This is a genomic window from Geomicrobium sp. JCM 19038 (assembly GCF_000698125.1).
GTDB lineage: Bacteria > Bacillota > Bacilli > Bacillales > Marinococcaceae > Geomicrobium_A.
Genome location: NZ_BAXA01000006.1, coordinates 35,994 through 55,416, shown reverse-complemented (window position 1 = coordinate 55,416; position 19,423 = coordinate 35,994). Strand labels below are relative to the sequence as shown.

The following is a 19,423-nucleotide window of genomic DNA, read 5'->3' as shown; positions in this document are numbered from 1 at the left end:
GAAAAGCCCAGTTATTATGGGCTTTTCTATTTATTACGGGGGTATACTTTGTTAGATACAAATACCCCTGTGAAAACACCAAGTGTAGTAATTATGACGGTTACAATTGTATGGTACGGTGACGGGAGATCAACTAAATAAAAGAAAGGAAACCCTAGCACTAGAAACACAAACCTGCTGTTAGTGCCGACACTCCTGCTGGGGTTTGAAATGCGCCACCCCGTTTATTCGTCATAAGTATCGCTCCTTTCTCTTACATTAAGCATCGTTTCTGAAGCTAGTAGTCAGCGTAACATAAGATTGAAAGTTGTGATATTTGATAATTGTTAAGGATAGAAACTTCTTATGAAGCCATGTAGCGAAAATCCTGGTGGTTAACATGTTCTTATACGGGAAATTAAAAGCCCCTGCAAGTAAATATATGCTTTTGCAAGGGGGGGATAAATGGTTGTTATGATTTAAAAATATAGTTGCCGATAATGACACGCTGGATTTGATTTGTTCCTTCATAAATCTGAGTGATTTTAGCATCACGCATCATTCGTTCTACTGGATATTCTTTAATGAACCCATAGCCACCAAGGAGTTGAACCGCATCTGTCGTGACACTCATGGCCATATCAGAAGCAAAGCATTTCGCCATGGAAGAGTGTAGAGCAACGTCTTGTTCACCTTGATCGAGCTTTGTAGCTGCTTGATAGACGAGAAGTCTTGCGGCTTCAATCTTCATACGCATATCTGCCGCCATCGCTTGGATCATTTGGAAGTTGTCTAACGTTTTCCCGAACTGTTTGCGATTTTTAACGTAATCAATCGCATAATCATACGCACCTTTCGCGATCCCAACCGCTTGTGCACCAACGACAGGACGGGTCTCATTAAAGACATTCATGAGTATTTTAAAGCCTTTACCTTCTTCTCCAAGCATATTCTCCTTCGGAACACGGACATTGTCTAGAAACACTTCGCGAGTGACAGAGCCACGAATGCCCATCTTATCTTCTTTGTTTCCAAACGTGAGTCCTTCCGTTCCTTTTTCAGCAATGAACAGTGTGATGCCATTTGTACGGTCCTCGGATGTTCTCGTTACGAACACATAAATTTCTGATTCACCGGCATTTGTAATAAACACTTTCTGGCCATTTAAAAGATAATCATCGCCATCTTTTGTTGCTGTTGTCGTTAAACTTGAAACGTCTGAACCAGAAGAAGGTTCTGTAATTCCAAATGATCCGAGAACTTCTCCCTTTGCAAGACGTGGAATGTATTTCTGTTTTTGTTCTTCGGTTCCTGCAAGTAAGAATGGAGCCATCGTTAATGCTTGTGTAGACAGTGCAACGCTTGTTGAAGCACAGGCACCGGCAATTTCTTCGATAACGGCAACGTGACTTAACATGTCGCTACCTGCTCCGCCGTATTCTTCAGGTACATGAACACCAAATAACCCATTTTCAGCGAGGACTCGGATGTTTTCCCACGGCATTTCACCGAGTCGGTCGACTTCTTCAGCATGTTTAGCAACGACGTCACGAGCGATTTTTTTCGCAACGTCTTTCATCATTTTTTGTTCTTCAAGTAACATTAGTTAGCAAACTCCTTTGTTGTAAGTTTGAGATTATAAAATGCAAAAAATATGCCACTTCATGATGTGAATGCGTCAGCATAAATTGATGGGGTGGTGAAAAAAAGCACCAAAACCCGGTGTGATACTGCACCGGACTTTGTTACAACTCGTACCGCTGAATCTTTCTAACTAGCGTCGAGTGATCAACGCGAAGAACTTTGGCAGCTTCACGAATGGATGGGCTGTGACGAAGCACCTTTTGAATGTGCTCTTTTTCTGCTTGTTCTTTGACATGCTTTAATGAATGAATTGGTCCGGCTAACGTCGAGGGTTCAAGGTTCTGGCGGATCTCACTCGGTAGGGAATCAACATCGATTTCAGGACGCTCAGTTAGGATGACTAAATGTTCAAGAAGGTTTTCCAGTTGCCGGATGTTACCTGGCCAACTGTAATGATAAAAGGCTTCAATCACGTCATCTGTCACAACATTCTCCTTATGGTATTTACGATTATATTTCGCTAAAAAGTAGTCGACGAGTGGACGGATATCTTTTTTTCGTTCCCGTAACGGTGGAATCGATATCGGAATTACTTGTAAGCGATAATAAAGATCTACTCGAAACTGGCCTGCTTGTACGAGGTCATCTAAATTTTTGTTTGTAGCGGCTATGAACCGTACGTCTAACTTTCTTGGTTTCGTTCCACCGACGCGGGTGACTTCATTGGTCTGTAAGACGCGTAGTAATTTAACTTGCAAATGTAATGGCATTTCTCCGATTTCATCTAGCAACAATGTGCCACCATTTGCGGCTTCGAGTAGTCCTTCATGTGACGATTGTGCGCCTGTAAATGCGCCTTTTTCATATCCAAAGAGTTCAGATTCAATCAAGTTCTCAGGAATTGCTCCGCAGTTAATTTGAATGTAAGCAGCATGGTGACGGTTGCTTTGTTTGTGAATATTTTTAGCAATAATCTCTTTACCGACACCAGATTCACCAATAATTGTAATAACGGCATCTGTGTTCGCGACTTTTGTAACGAGATCTTGCAGTTGCTTCGTGCTTTGGGATTCACCAATCCAATCATCCGTATGTAAAAACTGTGAGCGAAGTTGCTTTAATTCGGTATAGTTCATTTCCATATTTCGCATGTGCTCGGTGTACAAATGATTTAAAGAAGAGAGGTCGTAATAATTTGCAATGAAACATTGAATCTCACCATTACTGCGGTAAACCGGCTTACTCGTAATGAACACTTTCGCATCATTATGTAGCTTTTGAAAAATTGTGAGCGGATTTTTTTGAAGCACTTCCATCGATTGTTTAATAATAATTCCTGCTTCTTCCATTTCCTTTGGCGTTTTACCTACTATTTCATGAAGGGGTGCACCAGAAATCTCCGAAACCCGTTCATTCGCATAAAAAATTCGGCCTTCTAAGTCAGAAAGTAGAATGCCTACATACGATTGGTCGATGCCTCTCATGAAATCTACTTCATTAAGCATGGTAAGGTGGTGCATACAGTCACCTCTACGTTTTCATAATGGTATTAGTTTATCACGAAAGGAATTATTATGTTCAGAAATATGTAAAAACATCGAAGGGTCACCAGCACTAAGTTTAACAAGTGTGATTGATTGAATATTCTAATAATAAGACTTTTTGTAGAGGGATTAACAATTCGATATCCGACTTGGGTCATTGTTTTGATAGGCGTGGTCGCACTTAGTGGGTGCAACCAAGGGGAGCAACAAGTACATCAATTGGGTGAAAAATACGCAATCACAATGGCTACAGAGGAAGCCACAGAAGTAGAACCAGAAGAGTTATTGGAATTAGACGTTGAACAAGTGGAACATATGCTGATGTACATTCGAGAATCCCTTGATGAAGAAAAAGCGGAATCCGTCTCTCTATCTAATCCGCCGCACCGATTAAGAGCTGGCGGTACAACTTCTGTAGAATTGGAAACTCAATATGACCCTGATGAAAATGATCATCCGTTTCACATTACGCGTCATTTTTCATTTGCTTATGAGCTAGAGGAAAGTAACGTTGACCTAGCTCTCGCAGAGGATGAGGAGTTTTCAAGTTTTGCAGGGATCGATCAAGAAGCGTCATTTATCACGGGAATGGTACCAGGACTTGAGTGGCATGAATTAACCGCGCAAGTTAGTCCAGTCGGTCATGAAGATTCACAGGAGTTGTCGTTCTCAACGATTGGAGAGTGGCGTGGGGAGTTTATCTATGAAGATCAGAAGGTCGTGTTTTCTGCTGAAGATGAATGGGCAGGAGTCATGAGCGTTGAAGAGTGGACACAAGATTAACTTTCTCAGTTTTAGAGAAAAGCCAGAGGGGTAAAGCCAACTACAATCACGTTCATTCTATAAAACGGAGGGTTCACTCATGGGATTTGCAGATGTGACATTAACTCCAAGCGGAGAAGGAACAGCGAGTTTTTCACAAGAAATCGCTCATTTTCATGAAGTGTTAGATCGATATGATAGTATTACGTATGAAAAAACATCGATGAGTACGATCATTGAAGGCGAGATGAACGATTTATGGGTTGTTTTGCAAGAGCTACACAAGACAGCTGTAAATCGAGATTGGGAACGGATTTCGATGAACGTTCGGATCGATGATCGCAGAGACGGAAAAGAGCATAGCATCGAAGGTAAAAAGCAATCTGTACAATCTCAGAAAGCGTAGATTTTGACCTGTTAAGCATAGGTTTTAACCTATGCTTATTTTATTTGAATAGTAAAGGTGACGTATCGAATAAATGAGCAACGATAGAAATTAGTTTAAAAATGTCTATTGATTTTTCTGAATGCGAGTCGTATAGTGTGTGTATACAATTTTATAGATCTACAACTTCGGGGCAGGGTGAAATTCCCTACCGGCGGTGATAAGGCGATAGCCTTTCAGTCCGTGACCCGGGTCGAATGTTTTCGATTCGGTGGATCTGGTGAAACTCCAGAGCCGACAGTTAAAGTCTGGATGGGAGAAGTGAGGAAGCGGTACAACTGAGCGAGTATGCTTAGCTTATTTGTTATACCGTACGAATGGCACACGTGTATACGTAGGTGCTCACTTTAACGATTTCTTAAACTTCCTGAAGTTTTCTTCAGGAAGTTTTTTTGATGCCAATTTAGAGGTGTAGAGGAAAGGGAGAACATGTCTAATCAGAATGAGTATATGAATTTGGCTTTAGAGCAAGCCAAGATGGTGAGTGGACAAACGTCTCCAAATCCGACGGTCGGTGCAGTCATTGTGAACGAAGGTGAAATTGTTGGTGTCGGTGCACATTTACGAGCGGGGGAAGCTCACGCTGAAGTCCACGCCCTGCAAATGGCTGGTGAACGAGCGAGAGGATCAACGCTCTATGTCACGTTAGAGCCGTGTCAACATAGGGGACGAACGGGACCGTGTACAACAGCAATTATTCAAGCAAATGTATCCCAAGTCGTCATCGCCATGCTTGATCCAAATCCTGTAATGCAAGGGAAGAGTGTGAGAGTACTTGAGCGTTCGGGCATTACTGTTGACGTTGGTGTGCTTGAAGAAGAGGCAAGACGTATGAATCGCACGTATATTCACTGGATGAAAACGAAAAAGCCTTACGTCACATTGAAGATGGCTGGTTCATTGGATGGCAAGACGGCTACCTCACAAGGGGAAAGTCAGTGGATTACAAGCTCAGCTTCACGAAGTGATGGCCATGTCGAAAGAAAGAATCATGATGCCATTCTCGTTGGGGTTGAGACGGTGATTCAAGACAATCCAGCACTTACATCTAGAGATCCTTACGTGCAACCAATTCGAGTCGTTTTGGATCGCAATTTACGCATTCCAAGGAACTCAAAGTTATTAACCGACACTTATCCAACGATTATTTATACAGAACAACCGTCAGTTTTTGAAACAACAAAACAAATCGTTACACTTTCAAAAGTAACACCCGAATCTGTTTTACAAGACTTAGGGAATCGCAACATTACATCGTTATTGGTGGAAGGTGGAGCAACGATCCATGGTGCTTTCTTTACGGATCGTGTTGTACAAAGAACGATTACTTATCTAGCTCCGAAGCTAATTGGTGGAGCAGGTGCTCATGGTTTTATAGCAGGCAGTGGTGCTTTACAGCTTAACGATGCACTTCAAGTGACATATGAGCGTATTGAACACTTTGATGGAGATATAAAAATAACAGCGATCGTAGGTGAAGAGGATGTTTACAGGCATTGTTGAAGAGGTTGGCACGATTGATGAACTTGAGACGTTTCATGATTCGATAACGGTAATTATCCGGGCAAACGTCGTATTAGAGGATGTTCAAATTGGTGACAGCATCTCTGTTTCTGGCGTTTGTTTGACCGTTCGTACGCACACGAAGACGACATTTACAGCAGACATTATGCAAGAAACATTACAACATTCAACACTGAACCATTTGAATAAAGGTAATACTGTGAATCTTGAAAGATCGATGCGTATGAACGATCGCGTCGGCGGACATTTTGTTGCAGGCCATGTAGATGGAACGGGAACCATTCAACAGATTAAGGAGTTAGAAGGTTCAACCCTTTATGAAGTCGTTGTTCCAGAACAATTGACGAAGTACATGATAAAAAAAGGTTCGGTTGCAATCAACGGCACAAGTTTAACAATTGCAGATATTAAGGAGAACGTGATGACTGTATCCATCATTCCTCATACAAAAGACGTGACACAATTTCAAACCATAATGGTCGGAGATCAGTGAATCTTGAGGTTGACCAACTTGGGAAATACGTGGAGAAGTTACTCGAAAGGAGAACCTCATGACTTTCCATACGATTGACGAAGCAATTGTTACGTTACGAGCTGGAGGAATGGTCATCGTCTGTGATCGTGAAGACCGTGAAAATGAAGGCGATTTAGTCGCACTTGGTGATCGAATTACGACCGAGACCGTCAATTTTATGGCGACACATGCACGTGGACTCATTTGTGCCCCGATTACAAAAGCGATTGCGAGGCGCTTGCGCTTGCCACTCATGACAGATGAATCAACCGACCCACATGAAACAGCTTTTACGATTAGTGTGGATCATGCGTCAAGTACGACAGGAATCTCAGCTGAAGAACGGGCAACGACAATTCAAGCACTAGCGAACGATGAAACCTCCCGGTTTGATATACAGCGTCCTGGCACATCTTTCCTCTCATTGCAAAGAATAATGGCGTACTAGAACGAGCAGGCCACACCGAAGCAACGGTTGACCTCGCGAGGCTTTCGGGTGCAAAAGAAGTGGGTGTGATCTGCGAAATTATGAACGAAGACGGAACGATGGCAAGAGTGCCAGAGCTCTTGGAATTCTCTCAAAAACACGAAATTCCAATCATATCAATTGAACGGTTAATCGAATACCGCCAACGACAGGCAGCATCCATCGCTGAAACGACGGAAACAGAGCTTGAAACTGAATATGGCACGTTCCAGATTTATATTTTTAAAACAGACGACCATAAAGAGCATATGGCGTTAGTGAAAGGTTCACTTACGGATGCAGGGCCGATTACGACACGCATTCATTCTGAGTGCCTTACGGGTGATTTATTTCATTCCAAACATTGCGACTGCGGAGAGCAACTTCATCAAACGCTCGACGCGATGCAGCGTGAGGAAACGGCCATTCTGCTCTACTTGCGTCAAGAAGGAAGGGGCATTGGCTTATTCGAGAAAATTAAAGCGTATGAGTTGCAAAAAGGTGGCTTAGATACGGTGGAAGCCAATGAAAAGCTTGGGTTCAAAGCGGATGAACGCGACTTCTCGATAGCTGGGAATATCTTACACGAGCTTGGGGTCGATGCGATCTCACTGATTACGAACAATCCAGAGAAAGTAGAAAGTATAAAGTCACAAGGTATTTACGTCCACCAAGTCATTCATACGAAACCGACGATTTACCCGGCAAATGAACGCTATGTGACGACAAAACAAGAAAAGCTTGGGCATTTAATTCCCTAAGTGAAGGAGAGATAGAAATGACAACGATTCAAGGTTCAGTAGTTGGGACAAATAAGAAGGTGGCGATTATTAAAGCAAGGTTTAACGAGTTTATAACAAATCAGCTGCACGAAGGTGCACTCGCGACACTTCGACAACATGACGTTCAAGAGGATCACATCGATACGATTGTCGTTCCTGGTGCAGTCGAAATCGTTTACGCCGCAAAGCAAGCGGTTGAAAGCGGGAAATATGACGGGGTAATTACGATTGGCGCCGTCATCCGCGGAGAGACACCACACTTTGATTATGTGTGTAACATTGTTTCAAGTAGCATTACTCAGCTTAATACACGGGAGAATAGTAATTGTCCCGTGGTGTTTGGTGTCATAACAACCAATACGAATGAAGAAGCAATCGCACGAACGGGGATTAAACACGATAATCAAGGAAGTGCGGCAGCTCGGGCAGTACTTGAAATGATAAACCTTGATGTAAAGCAGCACTCAACAGCATGATGTAGTGGATACGCCTATCTTATTTTTAAAGGTAGGCGTATGTTCATGTTAAGATGAACAGCATAGAAAGGAGTGAAGATATGAAACGAGTAGATGTTGTCTATGCTTTAATACAAAATCAAAACGATGAAGTCCTCATTGTAGAAAACGAAAACAGTCGCTGGAGTTTACCTGGAGGTGCTGTAGAAGAGGATGAGACGTTAGAGCAAGCGCTCATTCGAGAAGTGTATGAAGAAACGGCTCTTCATGTCGAACGAAAAGGACTAGCATCAGTTAATGAGACGAAGTTTCAGGAAAGCGGTCATCATTGCGTGTTTTTTACATTTCATGTTGATGTTGTCGGAGGGACAATTGAACGCCTTTACCCGGAAGAAATTACGAAAATTGAATGGGTTTCGTTCGAGATTGCGAACGAACGGATGCCGTATCTTGCAAGTGGCATCGAGCCATTGTTCGACCAACACGTAACGTATACATACCAGTAGTAAAGTGATGTTAGCGCGCTTGCTGATCAAGTGACGCTTTTTTTGTGTTCAGAATACGACAAAACGAGACAAAAAAATACATTGGGGGTTTCTGCTATCTGAACTATACTAATAATTAAGATAATTAAAGGGGTGAATGAATGAACACAACAACGTCTATGGACCAAATGATAAAGCGAGTGAGGAGACAAACCTTAGGTGACTTACTCAAACGAACGAGTGCACGTATGCCAAACAAACTAGCCATCGTGTATGAAAATGAACGGTTAACGTACGAGCAATTAGCAAAGTTAGTCAATCAAACCGCACATACATTTACGTCTAGAGGGATGAAGAAGGGAGATCGGGTAGCACTACTTTCGAAGAACAGCTTAGACTTTGTCGTTGTTCAGTTTGCCTTGGCAAATATTGGGGCGGTTATGGTGCCGATCAATTATATGTTAACCGCATCAGACATTCGCTACATTTTGAATCATGCAAAAATAGAAACGTTGGTTGGCTCAATGGAGTATGCCCCAATATTAGAAGAGTCATCAAGTGAGATGCCCATGGCTAACCGCTACCTAATCGACACAGACTCAAAGCGAGAAGGTTGGGGAACACTTCGTGACCAAAGAAATCGGCAACCAGAAACGGATAGTGAGGTTGAACTTGATGACGATGATTTAGCACAAGTGCTCTATACGAGTGGAACAGAGTCCCGTCCGAAGGGTGTTATGCTCACCCATAAAAGTTTAATTAGCGAATATGTAAGCGTTATTATTGATGGCAAGATGGAAGAACGTGATGTGATGATTCATGCATTGCCACTATATCATTGCGCCCAACTTCATGTTTTTTTAGGTCCAGGTGTTTACCTTGGTTGTACAAACATCATCTTGAGTGCTCCAAAACCAGAAGCGATATTCGATGCGGTTGAAAAGGACGGGGCCACCCAGTTGTTTTGCCCCCCTACTGTATGGATTGCACTACTGCGCCATCCCTCTTTCGATGAACGGGATCTATCGAATCTAGAAAAGTGCTACTACGGAGCCGCAATTATGCCGCGGGAAGTATTAAAAGAGTTATCCACTCGTCTACCAAATGCTCGTTTTTGGAATTTCTACGGCCAGACAGAAATCGCACCACTTGCTACGGCATTGCAACCTGAAGATCAGCTTCGAAAACTTGGCTCAGCTGGCGTGGCTTCTTTAAATGTCGAGACGCGCATTGTTGATGACCAAGATCAAGAGGTGCCACGAGGACAAATGGGCGAAATTGTTCACCGGACACCACATGCGATGAAAGGGTACTTGGACGATCCTGAGAAAACGGCAGAAACGTTTAGAGGTGGATGGTTCCATAGTGGAGATTTAGGGGTTATGATGAAGAAGGTTATGTAACAATCGTTGACCGTAAGAAAGACATGATTAACACCGGAGGCGTGAATGTTTCGAGTCGAGAAGTAGAAGAGACACTATATGAATTAGACGGTGTGTCTGAGGTTGCCGTGATTGGTACGCCTGACCCGTATTGGATTGAGGCGGTGACTGCACTCGTCGTTACGAAGGCTGGAAGTGGACTACAAGAAGAGACAGTGATGAAGTTTTGTGAAGAGCGATTATCGAAATTCAAAATACCAAAGCAAATTAAAATCGTCCCTTCCTTACCGAAAAATCCAAGTGGAAAGATTTTAAAGCGATCACTACGTGAAGAATACAGTCAATCATAAAAAAACAGTGGGGTTCATCAACCCCACTGTTTTTCTTAGTCTTCACGTAAATCGTCAATTGAATCAATGTCCATGTACGTTGGAACAGCTAATCCAATACGAGCACCCTCTAGGTTAGGTCCAAGATCAAGGACGTCATCTTGAAACGACTCATACTGAGCAGCATGGGTATGTGGAAGCCATGCTGCGACATGTGCATGCGCATCACCTTGTGCGACTGCTTGCCACATAATCGTTACCTCAAGATTATTGACGCTGACTTCATAACCGATTTCTTCTAGAACGTGCTTAACGACAGCCGTTGAAGATCGTTCTGAATCCCAAGCGCCAGAAGCGAGTAGAAACTCATCTCCATCTACAGGCTCTACACCTGCAACCCACTCGTCAACAACGTCACGGTTGTCAGTAATCCAATCTATTGCTGCTTCATCATCGTCAGTACCTTCATAGAGTAAACCTTGGACATAGCCCATATCCTCTTCTGTCCAATAAAAGCGATCCAACACTTCAAATGCACTCGGATGTTCTTCTTCAACACTTGGATGAACAACCGTATGGATATCTTCAGATTCACCGAAAGCAAGCTCTGGGTCATCTAGAAACTTCAAATCATATTCAATAAATTTCCAGTGTGGAGTCCAAGCCGTCACGACAATTGGTTCCTCTTCTGCATAACGGGATCCAAGTTCAGATGTCATCGCCGCGTCTGAGCTAGAAAGCACATTGAAGTCTAAATCGTACGTTTCAATAGCAACATCCGTAGATGCCATAACACCGGTTCCCGCATCAATACCGATAATTTCATAATCTAATTGTTCTTGAACCGTTTGGTTGGATGTGTCTTCATCTCCGCAAGCAGCGAGTGTAAACGCTAGTGCCGAAGTCACACTTAGCATTGTGAACTTCTTTGTATTCATAGTAACGTACCCCTTGTATGTAATTTATTTTAAATAACTATTACATATTAAAGAGATTATTAAACTACGTCAAAGTGCTCTGTACAGCGTTTAGCATGAAAAACCATGCTCATTCCACGGATTCAGTATCCACAACTTGCAGACGCCTTTTTTAAACAGAATACGCTGTTTGAAAGTGTAAACGATCTTTCAAATGATTACTTGACGTAGTAGAAGGTTTATTTTATCCTAAGTGTATTAGTTAATGTAGTACACATAGTTCACTTAAGGAGCGAAGCTATGATTAATATTGATCCATCAAGCAAAGAGCCGATTTATCGTCAAATCGTAACGGCATTCAAGGAGCAAGTGGCGCGGGGGATCTTGGCGCAAGACGAAAAAATTCCTTCGGTTAGGGAATTGTCTTCGCAAATTGTCGTGAACCCCAACACGATTAGCAAAGCTTATCAAGAATTAGAAAGAGAAGGGATTATTATCACAGTTCGAGGACGGGGAACGTTCATCGCAGAGCAGGTGGTTAAAGAGATCGTTTCTAAAGACATAGAAGAAGTAAAAGAAAAGGTAAAACAACTCGTACTAGAAGGGTATTACGCTGGAATTGAAAAAGATGTAATGCAAGATTGGGTTGCTTGTTATTACAACCAGTTTGGAGGGAAATCATGATCGAAGTACGTGGACTTTCAAAGAAATTCGGGAATAAAACTGTACTAAACAACGTATCGTTTTCTGTCGGTAAAGGATCGATTACGGGAATCGTTGGACGTAATGGTGCTGGGAAAACCACACTATTAAGAGCACTTGTTACGATTGTTGATCCTGACGAAGGGACTGTCATGATTAACGACCAAGACATCTTCCGTGAACCAAAAGCAAAAAATAAAGTGATGTACGTATCAGATCGTGTTGAAGCTCTGAAGAACTACTCCATCCAACAAATTTCATCGTTGTATCAAGACGTCTACGATCAATTCGATGAAGCTTACTTCCAAGAACTATTGGAGCGCTTTAAAATGCCGAAAGTAAAGAAGATCAAAAACTACTCTAAAGGACGAAAAGCACTTTTCTCACTTATTCTAGCATTTGCTTCTAAACCAGAATACGTCCTGCTTGATGAACCAACAGACGGATTAGATGTCATCGTCAAAAAAGAACTGATGCGATTTTTAGTAGATGAAGTTTCCAAAGAAGAGATGACGATTATTATCGCCACTCATCGACTGGATGAACTTGAAACGCTTGCAGATCAAATTCTCGTTATGAAAGATGGCACAATGAAAGAGACATTCCAATTGCATTCATTACAAGAAGACTATCAAAAATGGCAAGTCGTTTATCAGGAGTCGATGCCGGAAGCACTAAAAGCGGATGTACACATCTTGAATCAGACAGGTCGAGTCTACAGTCTCTTGTTCGAAGGCGAACAAGAAGAAGGAAAAGCAAAGATTGAAGCAACGGAACCGCTTTTATACGAAGCGTTACCACTATCACTAGAAGATATCTTCGTTGCGAAATTAGGAGGTGAACAAATTGCTGAATAAAGGATTACTTAAAATAGACATGCGTTCAACGTCGATGGTTTTAGGAATTCTTGCTATTCTCTTATTCTTGCAATACCCACTCAGGGCAATATTAGAATTAGAATGGCTTCGTTCAATTGCAGAGGATCCGTTGAATAATCAACAAATGATCAACAGTCAATACGGTTTTTTTATTGAAGATTTATTCGGCCCAAGTGCATTTTCTCTTTTTGTGATTGCAACAATTTTAATTATAGCGGGTATGCTCATTGGATTAGAGCGGAATACGAGACGACATGATTTTAATTTGTCGCTTCCATTTTCTCGTAAAGAGATTTTTCTTACGAAAGCAACGCTCGGTGTAGGGATGATTACACTTTTGTTCTGGTTAAATAGTGGATTGACACTCATCATCATTCAGTTCTCTGAGTTTAGCCAAACGCTTTCTCACTTGAATGTGCTTGATATGATGATCGTTCCATGGTTGAGCTTGCTTGCCATTTACATGTTCACGTTATTTATGGGGACAATTTCAGGTGAGATGATTTCTCAAATCGTGTTGAGTATTATCTTTCTTATTTTTCCGTACGGCTTTACGATGTTGATTGGAATTGCTTTTACGGTTCATATGGGGAATATGGGTCGCTTTTGGATTGGAATGGATGAATTTATATTAGCGTTCACAATTCCGTTTCACTTATTTACCGTAAATCACGCTATTGACCACATATCAATTGTGTATATCGCTGTTTCCTTAGTGGTGTTCGTACTAAGCTTAGTAGTAGGCACGTTCTTATATGAGAAAGGAAAAAGTGAGAAAAACGGTGAATTTCTACTTTTCCAATCTCTTGAACCGATCTTTTTAATTGGAATCGTCGCTTGTTTCGGAATGCTTGGAGGAACAATCTTCACATTCTTTATCTGGCATTCAGCGGGGCGATTTTAATCTATTGGTTTGGAGCACTAGTTGTTGGAGGCATTGCTTTTTTAATTACGAGGCGATTGCTACAAATGAATGTTACGTTAAAGACAAATAGGTAAAGCTTTGGGGTGCACTTGGTGAACGAGTGCACCTTTTATGTTTAATGATGAAAGCTAAGCGTATACAATAGTAGCAAGAGACGACGAATTCGATGATGAAAGAGGATCGTATGAATTATAAATATGAAACTGAGAATAAAGATTATCGTGATTTTGCAAGTGGAAGGGTTTTGTTGAACGCTAAGAAGACGACAGCTTTCCCCATTCGGATGGCGAGTGAAATTATGCAACATTGTATCGCATCACTAGAGAAAAAGGAGAGCCTCACCCTCTATGATCCTTGTTGTGGCGGAGCGCATTTATTGACGGCAATGGGGTTTATACACGGTAAAGCGATCAAAGCGATTTATGGTTCAGATTTTGATCGTGACGTGATTGAGGTTGCAACAACAAACTTGTCTTTACTTACCGACGACGGGTTAATAAAGAGGGAGAACCAGTTATCCTCACTGTTCAATACGTACGGGAAGGAATCTCATAAGGAAGCTCTAGAAAGTGTGGGAAGATTACGAAGCATGTCTGCACAGATGACTTCACCCATTATCTCGAGTTTTACTTGGGATATTACGGGTGGGCCACCACCTGTAAACGAGAAGGTAGATATTGTCATTACCGATATTCCTTATGGGAACACAGTAGGTTGGCAGACGACGTCAAGCGATCCAGTACAAGATCTACTCGGTCACTTAGAGCTGATCATGAATAAGGAAGATTCAATCATTGCCATTGTAAGTGAGAAAAAAGAAACGATCACTCATGATCGTTTTGAAAAAGTGAAAACGATGAAACACGGAAAGCGGAAAGTAACCATGTTGAAGCCGAAGTAAAGAATAGGGGAGAGCGATGAACGCAGACATTTATCGTGAAGTTCAAGAGGCTTATGGTCTTAAATCAGCTCAGTTTTACTGCCTAGGAGGTTACGAAGACAATGTATTCGTAAGCGTTGAAGATGATGTTGTGATTAAGTTTCTTGATGCTTCAAGGCATTCCTTGGAACGCTTGCAACAAGAAGTAGATTGGATGCAATTGATGGACCGAAATGGAGTTCGCGTCCCTCGTTCAGTTCTGTCTAAGAATGATAAGGCGATCGAACGAATAACCGGCATTGAACCGTGCTTTTATGTGACCGTTACAGAGCGAATTAAGGCGACAGCGTCAAAGTCGTTCCTTAAAGATTCTGTTCTGATTGAACGGTGGGGAAGGACACTCGGAAAGATGCACGCGATTTCAAAGCAACATGCTGATTGGCACTCGTCGTATGCACCGTGGGATTATGATCATTGTCATCGTAATTTTATTCTGACGGCTGATCAAGACGTGCAAAGCATTTGGATCTCGTATCAAGATCAACTCAAAGCGTTGTCTAAGACTAAAGATACGTTCGGCGTCGTTCACCATGATTTGCATCATGACAACTTGCTTCTTCAAAACAATGATCTTTATGTTCTTGATTTTGGTGATCTTCGAAACAGTTGGTATGTATATGACCTTGCAATCGCAGTGCATACAGCCCTTGAAAACAATCGTTTTCGCCAATTTGAAGAGGAACATTCATACAAATTGCGTTTTACAGAAACGTTTCTTCGTGGTTATGAGCGGGAAACATTGTTAATAGAAGAAAGCCGGGCATTGTTACCTTTCTTTTTAAAATATCGACTCGTGTATTCGTATATGTATTTCCAACACACACTTACAGATGCGAAAAAATTAGAAGTTGCTCAGATCCTAAACGATATGAAGAACAGAATCGTAACAGGTGAGACAATCGATTCATGACAAGGAAAGTGATTTGTTTATGATTAATCCGAATCTGAAGGGAATAGTCATTCTCATTACTGGAGGTAATTCAGGGATTGGAAGTGCAATTACTGAACAGTTTGCAGAGATGGGAAGTAAAATCATCATCCACTATTATGATAAGGAAGAGAAAGCGACACAACTCGTACGCACAATTCAAGAAAGTGGCGGAGAAGCAGTTGCCATTTATGCAGATTTACGTCAAGAACAAGACATCGATCAGTTAATGGAGAAGTCTATTAAAGCATTCGGAACTGTAGATGCGCTCATCAATAATGTTGCTGCTTGTGTACTGGATACAATCTTTGATACAACAGGCGAAACGATTGATGAACATTTTGAGATGAATGCTCGTGTGCCTGTGCAACTTATGAATCGTTTTGTGCTTCTACATAAAGAACAAGGAAAAAAGGAAGGAAGCATCGTTAACATTTCAACTGATGCATCCCAAAAGTTGCGAGGCAAATTTCTTATGGAGCAAGTAAAGCAGCATTAGAAGCATACACAAGAAGTGTTGCAATCGAGGCAGGTCCACACGGACAGTCAATTGTGTTTCCCCAGGACCGACCCAGACAGGATACATTGATGACCAACTTGAAAAAATGGTGATGCCAGATATTCCGTTGCGCCGACTAGGCGAACCGAAAGATATCGCTGAGGCAGCCGTCTTTTTTGCATCAAAACAAGCAAGGTGGATCACCGGACAAGTGTTACTCGTATCTGGTGGTCATTACATGTAAGAAACCTGCCATGAAAAAGAACCTCTTCATGGCAGGTTTTTTTATTCAAAGCGTTTCATACTCGCATAATTAAAGGATCCCTCATAACGAGTCAATTGGCCGTCTTCAAGCCAAAGAGTCGTCGATAAAGACTTGTTAAGAAAATACCGGTCGTGCGAGACAGCAATTAGGGTACCTTGGAAACTTTCAAGTGCTTCTTCGAGCATTTCCTTCGAGTCAATATCAAGGTGATTTGTCGGTTCATCGAATACGAGAACGTTATGATGTTGCTGCATCAGTTGAGCCAATCTAAGGCGCATCGACTCGCCACCGCTTAAATCAGAGACCGGCTTAAACACATCGTACCCATAAAATAGAAACTTCGCGAGAATATGCCGTGCTTCTGCCTCGGTAACCGTTGCTGCATTTCGAAAAGCTGAAAGTACGGAATCTGTACTCGTACCAAGCTCTAAGTGTTGAGATAAGTAGCCAATCGAAATGTTATGACCAACTGTCACTTCGCCGGAATCAACGTCATGTTGTCGTAACAACGTCTTTAAAAGCGTTGATTTACCAGCACCGTTTGGACCGACTATTGCCACTCGTTCCCCGTGTCGTATGTGAAGAGACACACCATTAAAAATGGGAGTCGCATCAAAGGATTTGACGATGTTCTCGCACGTAAACACGTCGTTTCCACTGCGTTGTTCGGTGTCAAAAGCTAAAGCAACTTGCTTTGTTTCAACGGGGCGCTGCAAGCGTTTAATACGATTCAAAGCTTTCTCCATGCTTTTTGCCTGACGATGCATACTTGCATTAGGTGGCTTTGCACGATTCGCCCATTCTTTTAAACGTTTAATCGTTTCTGTCATTTTCTTAATCTTTTTTTGTTGGTCCTCATAATGTTGAAATTGACGTAGAATTCTAGCTTCTCGTTCCTTGACATAGTCCGTGTAGTTCGTGTGATAAATGAACAATTCACCGTGCTCAAGTTCCCAAATCTTTGTGACCGTATCATCAAGAAACGCCCGATCGTGGAGATGATGAACACACTCCCTGTGTAATCTTTAATCCATTTAGATAACCAATCCAACGCATAAATGTCGAGATGATTGGTCGGTTCATCAAGAATTAATAGATCAGGTTTTTGTAAAAGTAGTTCAGCGAGCTCGACCTTGGTTCGCTCACCCCCGCTTAAGGTCGACCAAGTACTATCTAATAGGTCGGCAATACCTAACCCTGCAGTGATGCGTCGAATATTCGCCTCAGTCTCATAACCTCCTGCTTTTTCAAATTGATCAAGTAACGTGCCGTATGTGTTGAGAGTTGCTTCTAAACCCGAGGTGTTCGGGTTAGAAAGTTGTGATTCATAGTGTCGTAGCTGCTGTTGCAAATGATTTAGTTCGCTAAAGCCACGTTGAAGTAAATCATAGATAGTGATGTCCTCACGTGCAGGGGTTTGGATGAGCATTCCTTTCGTTGATTCTTTTTTCCAGCCAATTGTTCCTGTAGTTGGTGATTCACGACCAGCGATCAACTTTGCAAGCGTAGATTTCCCTTCACCATTTCGGCCAACAAGACCAATAATTTCACCTGATTGAATTTGAAAAGATAACCCTGTAAAGATTGTAGTTCCTCCGTATATTTGCTCTACATTTTTTCCATGACATACAATCATGTTCGTTCCTCCTAAAGTAGAGGAGACGTGAACATAAAAAAGACGACGGAGAATCGCTCCGTCGCCTTCAAATCACAATGATGTGATGAATAGACACGTCTCTTCTCAGTGAATTTCCGGTATCGTTTTGTAAAAAAGGACAGACTGATCCAATTTCAAAACGATTGTCGAAAATATCGTCCGACACCGCGACAAAAACGCACCAATTTGTGCCAGACTTCCACTAAAAAGACTCATGCCTACTCACCTCCCGAACGTTTAATTACTTCTAATGTAGCGAATGTATTCAGAAAAGTAAAGAATCTATTTCTTATAAGGTAGTGAAAGTGGGCGTAAAGAGCAACGTATCAAATGGCGCTAAAACCGTTGTGAAAAGTGAACAGAGCTGATAAATTATTTTGGGCGCGTGTTCGAATTAAGGGTAGGAGAGCACGGAACAAGAGAAGGCGAGCGTGGAACAAGCCCCGTTTTTTTACTACTCCATCTTCACTCTTTATAAAAGGGGGTTAACAAATTGGTATTAAACATTATTGTAACGTGTGTAGTAGGCATGTTTGGAACAGCGCTATTGCTAGCCGTGATGTCATTTCTAGGGATCAGTATTGAGTTGTTCTTCTTTTTGATACATGGAATGATCTTTGCGATGTGCGTACTCATCTACATAAACTTGAAAGGGAAGTAGTCGTGATTTAGAGAAGGAAATCAATACGGTCTGTAATTTGGCAAATTAAAGTTAATAAAGTACTTAGGGGATAGATTTTGAAGAAAATTAAGAACACCAAAAAAGATAAAATGAGCGTTGGCGGGAAGATTGGTCTAGCTGTTTTAATTGTATTTATGGCTGCTACACTCCTATTAAAAGCCATTGATCCGAACAGGGGTGGCGGCGCTAGGAATCTTATTGATCTGTTTTCGTAAGGAGTGGGATCATGAATGACTTTTATGAGGCGTTTGCATATGTAAATAAGCTGGTTTATGAGCCAAATCAGTTTACAGTAAAAGCAATTCAAGAAGAAGTGCACAATAAAAAGTACGGGGCAGGCACGTTTCACTTAATGTCTAAAACCGTGCGATTTAGAGTCGCACATCAGACACCGACTAAGATTGGTCAGTTTGTATCCCTTTGGGAAAAAGATACGGATGGTAAAAATCGGCCTTATTCTTATGAAGCATCTCCAGATTTAATTGTGATCACGACCTTTCGCAATGAGCGACAGTTTGGGCAGTTTATCTTTCCGAAAGAGGTTCTTTTCAAAAGAGGCATTCTTCACTCACCTTCGACAAAGGGGAAAATGGCAATGAGAGTGTACCCTTGCTGGGACGAACCGAATAATAAACAAGCAATCTCTACTCAAAACTGGCAGTTGCCTTACTTTATCGACATGAGCAATCCAAGTCGTTTACCTTTAGAACGATTAAAGAAACTCTATCGTGTGTAGTCCCATCTTGTCATTAAAAGAAGGGATTTCCTGTTTACCCCGT

21 protein-coding genes, 2 pseudogenes and 1 riboswitch are annotated in these 19,423 nt (G+C 41.8%); of the genes and pseudogenes, 18 read left to right on the top strand and 5 right to left on the bottom strand.

Annotated elements, in window-relative coordinates:
* Positions 1 to 451: 451 nt before the first annotated feature.
* Both JCM19038_RS09265 and JCM19038_RS09260 read right to left on the bottom strand, forming a co-directional pair.
* Positions 452 to 1,582: an acyl-CoA dehydrogenase family protein gene (locus JCM19038_RS09265; protein ID WP_042417110.1), complete on the bottom strand. Its 1,131-nt coding sequence runs from the start codon at positions 1,580 to 1,582 to the stop codon at positions 452 to 454.
* 142 nt (positions 1,583 to 1,724) lie between these two features.
* Complete coding sequence (locus JCM19038_RS09260) at positions 1,725 to 3,083, bottom strand: sigma-54-dependent Fis family transcriptional regulator (RefSeq protein ID WP_042417106.1); 1,359 nt, start codon at positions 3,081 to 3,083, stop codon at positions 1,725 to 1,727.
* Positions 3,084 to 3,269: 186 nt separating this feature from the next.
* Between JCM19038_RS09260 and JCM19038_RS09255 the strand changes: the two genes are divergently transcribed.
* The 8 genes and pseudogenes from JCM19038_RS09255 to JCM19038_RS09220 all read left to right on the top strand — a co-directional run bounded on the left by JCM19038_RS09255 (position 3,270) and on the right by JCM19038_RS09220 (position 10,272).
* Positions 3,270 to 3,890, top strand: a complete 621-nt coding sequence (locus JCM19038_RS09255) for a hypothetical protein (protein WP_152549389.1) — start codon at positions 3,270 to 3,272, stop codon at positions 3,888 to 3,890.
* Positions 3,891 to 3,969: 79 nt separating this feature from the next.
* Positions 3,970 to 4,275, top strand: coding sequence for an MTH1187 family thiamine-binding protein (locus JCM19038_RS09250; RefSeq protein ID WP_042417100.1), 306 nt, complete (start codon positions 3,970 to 3,972; stop codon positions 4,273 to 4,275).
* 159 nt (positions 4,276 to 4,434) lie between these two features.
* A riboswitch (FMN riboswitch) is annotated at positions 4,435 to 4,582 on the top strand.
* Positions 4,583 to 4,743: 161 nt separating this feature from the next.
* Positions 4,744 to 5,817 (top strand): bifunctional diaminohydroxyphosphoribosylaminopyrimidine deaminase/5-amino-6-(5-phosphoribosylamino)uracil reductase RibD, encoded by a 1,074-nt coding sequence (gene ribD / locus JCM19038_RS09245; RefSeq protein ID WP_042417097.1) that lies wholly within the window; start codon positions 4,744 to 4,746, stop codon positions 5,815 to 5,817.
* A complete protein-coding gene (locus JCM19038_RS09240; protein ID WP_081831718.1) occupies positions 5,798 to 6,331 on the top strand; it encodes a riboflavin synthase in 534 nt (177 codons plus the stop codon). Before ribD ends, JCM19038_RS09240 begins: the two co-directional genes overlap by 20 nt.
* Before the next feature lie 58 nt (positions 6,332 to 6,389).
* Positions 6,390 to 7,579 (top strand): annotated as a pseudogene (gene ribB / locus JCM19038_RS09235) (3,4-dihydroxy-2-butanone-4-phosphate synthase).
* 17 nt (positions 7,580 to 7,596) lie between these two features.
* Positions 7,597 to 8,076 (top strand): 6,7-dimethyl-8-ribityllumazine synthase, encoded by a 480-nt coding sequence (gene ribH / locus JCM19038_RS09230; RefSeq protein WP_042417094.1) that lies wholly within the window; start codon positions 7,597 to 7,599, stop codon positions 8,074 to 8,076.
* Positions 8,077 to 8,156: 80 nt separating this feature from the next.
* Positions 8,157 to 8,561, top strand: a complete 405-nt coding sequence (locus tag JCM19038_RS09225) for an NUDIX hydrolase (protein WP_042417091.1) — start codon at positions 8,157 to 8,159, stop codon at positions 8,559 to 8,561.
* A gap of 140 nt (positions 8,562 to 8,701) precedes the next feature.
* A pseudogene (locus JCM19038_RS09220) lies at positions 8,702 to 10,272 on the top strand (acyl-CoA synthetase).
* 35 nt (positions 10,273 to 10,307) lie between these two features.
* Here JCM19038_RS09220 and JCM19038_RS09215 read toward each other — a convergent pair.
* Entirely contained in the window at positions 10,308 to 11,189 is an 882-nt protein-coding gene (locus JCM19038_RS09215; RefSeq protein ID WP_042417087.1) for a glycine betaine ABC transporter substrate-binding protein, read from the bottom strand.
* A 279-nt stretch (positions 11,190 to 11,468) separates the two neighbouring features.
* Here JCM19038_RS09215 and JCM19038_RS09210 point away from each other — a divergent pair, with 279 nt between their 5' ends.
* From JCM19038_RS09210 to JCM19038_RS25005, 7 genes are all read left to right on the top strand, one after another.
* Positions 11,469 to 11,852, top strand: a complete 384-nt coding sequence (locus tag JCM19038_RS09210) for a GntR family transcriptional regulator (protein ID WP_042417084.1) — start codon at positions 11,469 to 11,471, stop codon at positions 11,850 to 11,852.
* Positions 11,849 to 12,727 (top strand): ABC transporter ATP-binding protein, encoded by an 879-nt coding sequence (locus tag JCM19038_RS09205; protein ID WP_042417081.1) that lies wholly within the window; start codon positions 11,849 to 11,851, stop codon positions 12,725 to 12,727. Before JCM19038_RS09210 ends, JCM19038_RS09205 begins: the two co-directional genes overlap by 4 nt.
* A complete protein-coding gene (locus JCM19038_RS09200; RefSeq protein ID WP_042417078.1) occupies positions 12,717 to 13,652 on the top strand; it encodes an ABC transporter permease in 936 nt (311 codons plus the stop codon). The genes JCM19038_RS09205 and JCM19038_RS09200 overlap by 11 nt, the downstream gene beginning before the upstream one ends.
* A 205-nt stretch (positions 13,653 to 13,857) precedes the next feature.
* Positions 13,858 to 14,574, top strand: a complete 717-nt coding sequence (locus JCM19038_RS09195) for an N-6 DNA methylase (RefSeq protein WP_042417076.1) — start codon at positions 13,858 to 13,860, stop codon at positions 14,572 to 14,574.
* Between the two features lie 16 nt (positions 14,575 to 14,590).
* Positions 14,591 to 15,523 (top strand): phosphotransferase enzyme family protein, encoded by a 933-nt coding sequence (locus JCM19038_RS09190; RefSeq protein ID WP_042417073.1) that lies wholly within the window; start codon positions 14,591 to 14,593, stop codon positions 15,521 to 15,523.
* Positions 15,524 to 15,542: 19 nt separating this feature from the next.
* Positions 15,543 to 16,040, top strand: coding sequence for an SDR family NAD(P)-dependent oxidoreductase (locus JCM19038_RS09185; protein ID WP_052361334.1), 498 nt, complete (start codon positions 15,543 to 15,545; stop codon positions 16,038 to 16,040).
* The gene (locus JCM19038_RS25005) at positions 16,036 to 16,284 is read left to right on the top strand and encodes an SDR family oxidoreductase (protein ID WP_081831716.1); all 249 of its coding nucleotides are present in this window, start codon (positions 16,036 to 16,038) and stop codon (positions 16,282 to 16,284) included. Before JCM19038_RS09185 ends, JCM19038_RS25005 begins: the two co-directional genes overlap by 5 nt.
* Positions 16,285 to 16,325: 41 nt before the next feature.
* Here the strand turns inward: JCM19038_RS25005 and JCM19038_RS24730 are convergent, their stop codons facing one another.
* Together JCM19038_RS24730 and JCM19038_RS24725 are read right to left on the bottom strand one after the other, a co-directional pair.
* The gene (locus JCM19038_RS24730) at positions 16,326 to 17,240 is read right to left on the bottom strand and encodes an ABC-F family ATP-binding cassette domain-containing protein (protein ID WP_304412582.1); all 915 of its coding nucleotides are present in this window, start codon (positions 17,238 to 17,240) and stop codon (positions 16,326 to 16,328) included.
* The gene (locus tag JCM19038_RS24725) at positions 17,132 to 17,941 is read right to left on the bottom strand and encodes an ATP-binding cassette domain-containing protein (RefSeq protein ID WP_202963047.1); all 810 of its coding nucleotides are present in this window, start codon (positions 17,939 to 17,941) and stop codon (positions 17,132 to 17,134) included. Before JCM19038_RS24725 ends, JCM19038_RS24730 begins: the two co-directional genes overlap by 109 nt.
* Before the next feature lie 514 nt (positions 17,942 to 18,455).
* Here JCM19038_RS24725 and JCM19038_RS22795 point away from each other — a divergent pair.
* The 3 genes from JCM19038_RS22795 (at position 18,456) to JCM19038_RS09175 (ending at position 19,380) form a co-directional block, all read left to right on the top strand.
* Positions 18,456 to 18,623, top strand: a complete 168-nt coding sequence (locus JCM19038_RS22795; protein WP_193745097.1) for a hypothetical protein — start codon at positions 18,456 to 18,458, stop codon at positions 18,621 to 18,623.
* A 77-nt stretch (positions 18,624 to 18,700) separates the two neighbouring features.
* The gene (locus tag JCM19038_RS22790) at positions 18,701 to 18,859 is read left to right on the top strand and encodes a hypothetical protein (RefSeq protein WP_193745096.1); all 159 of its coding nucleotides are present in this window, start codon (positions 18,701 to 18,703) and stop codon (positions 18,857 to 18,859) included.
* A gap of 11 nt (positions 18,860 to 18,870) precedes the next feature.
* Positions 18,871 to 19,380 carry a MepB family protein gene (locus JCM19038_RS09175; RefSeq protein WP_042417071.1) on the top strand — a complete coding sequence of 170 codons (510 nt, stop codon included), beginning with the start codon at positions 18,871 to 18,873 and terminating at the stop codon, positions 19,378 to 19,380.
* The last annotated feature ends 43 nt before the right edge of the window (positions 19,381 to 19,423 follow it).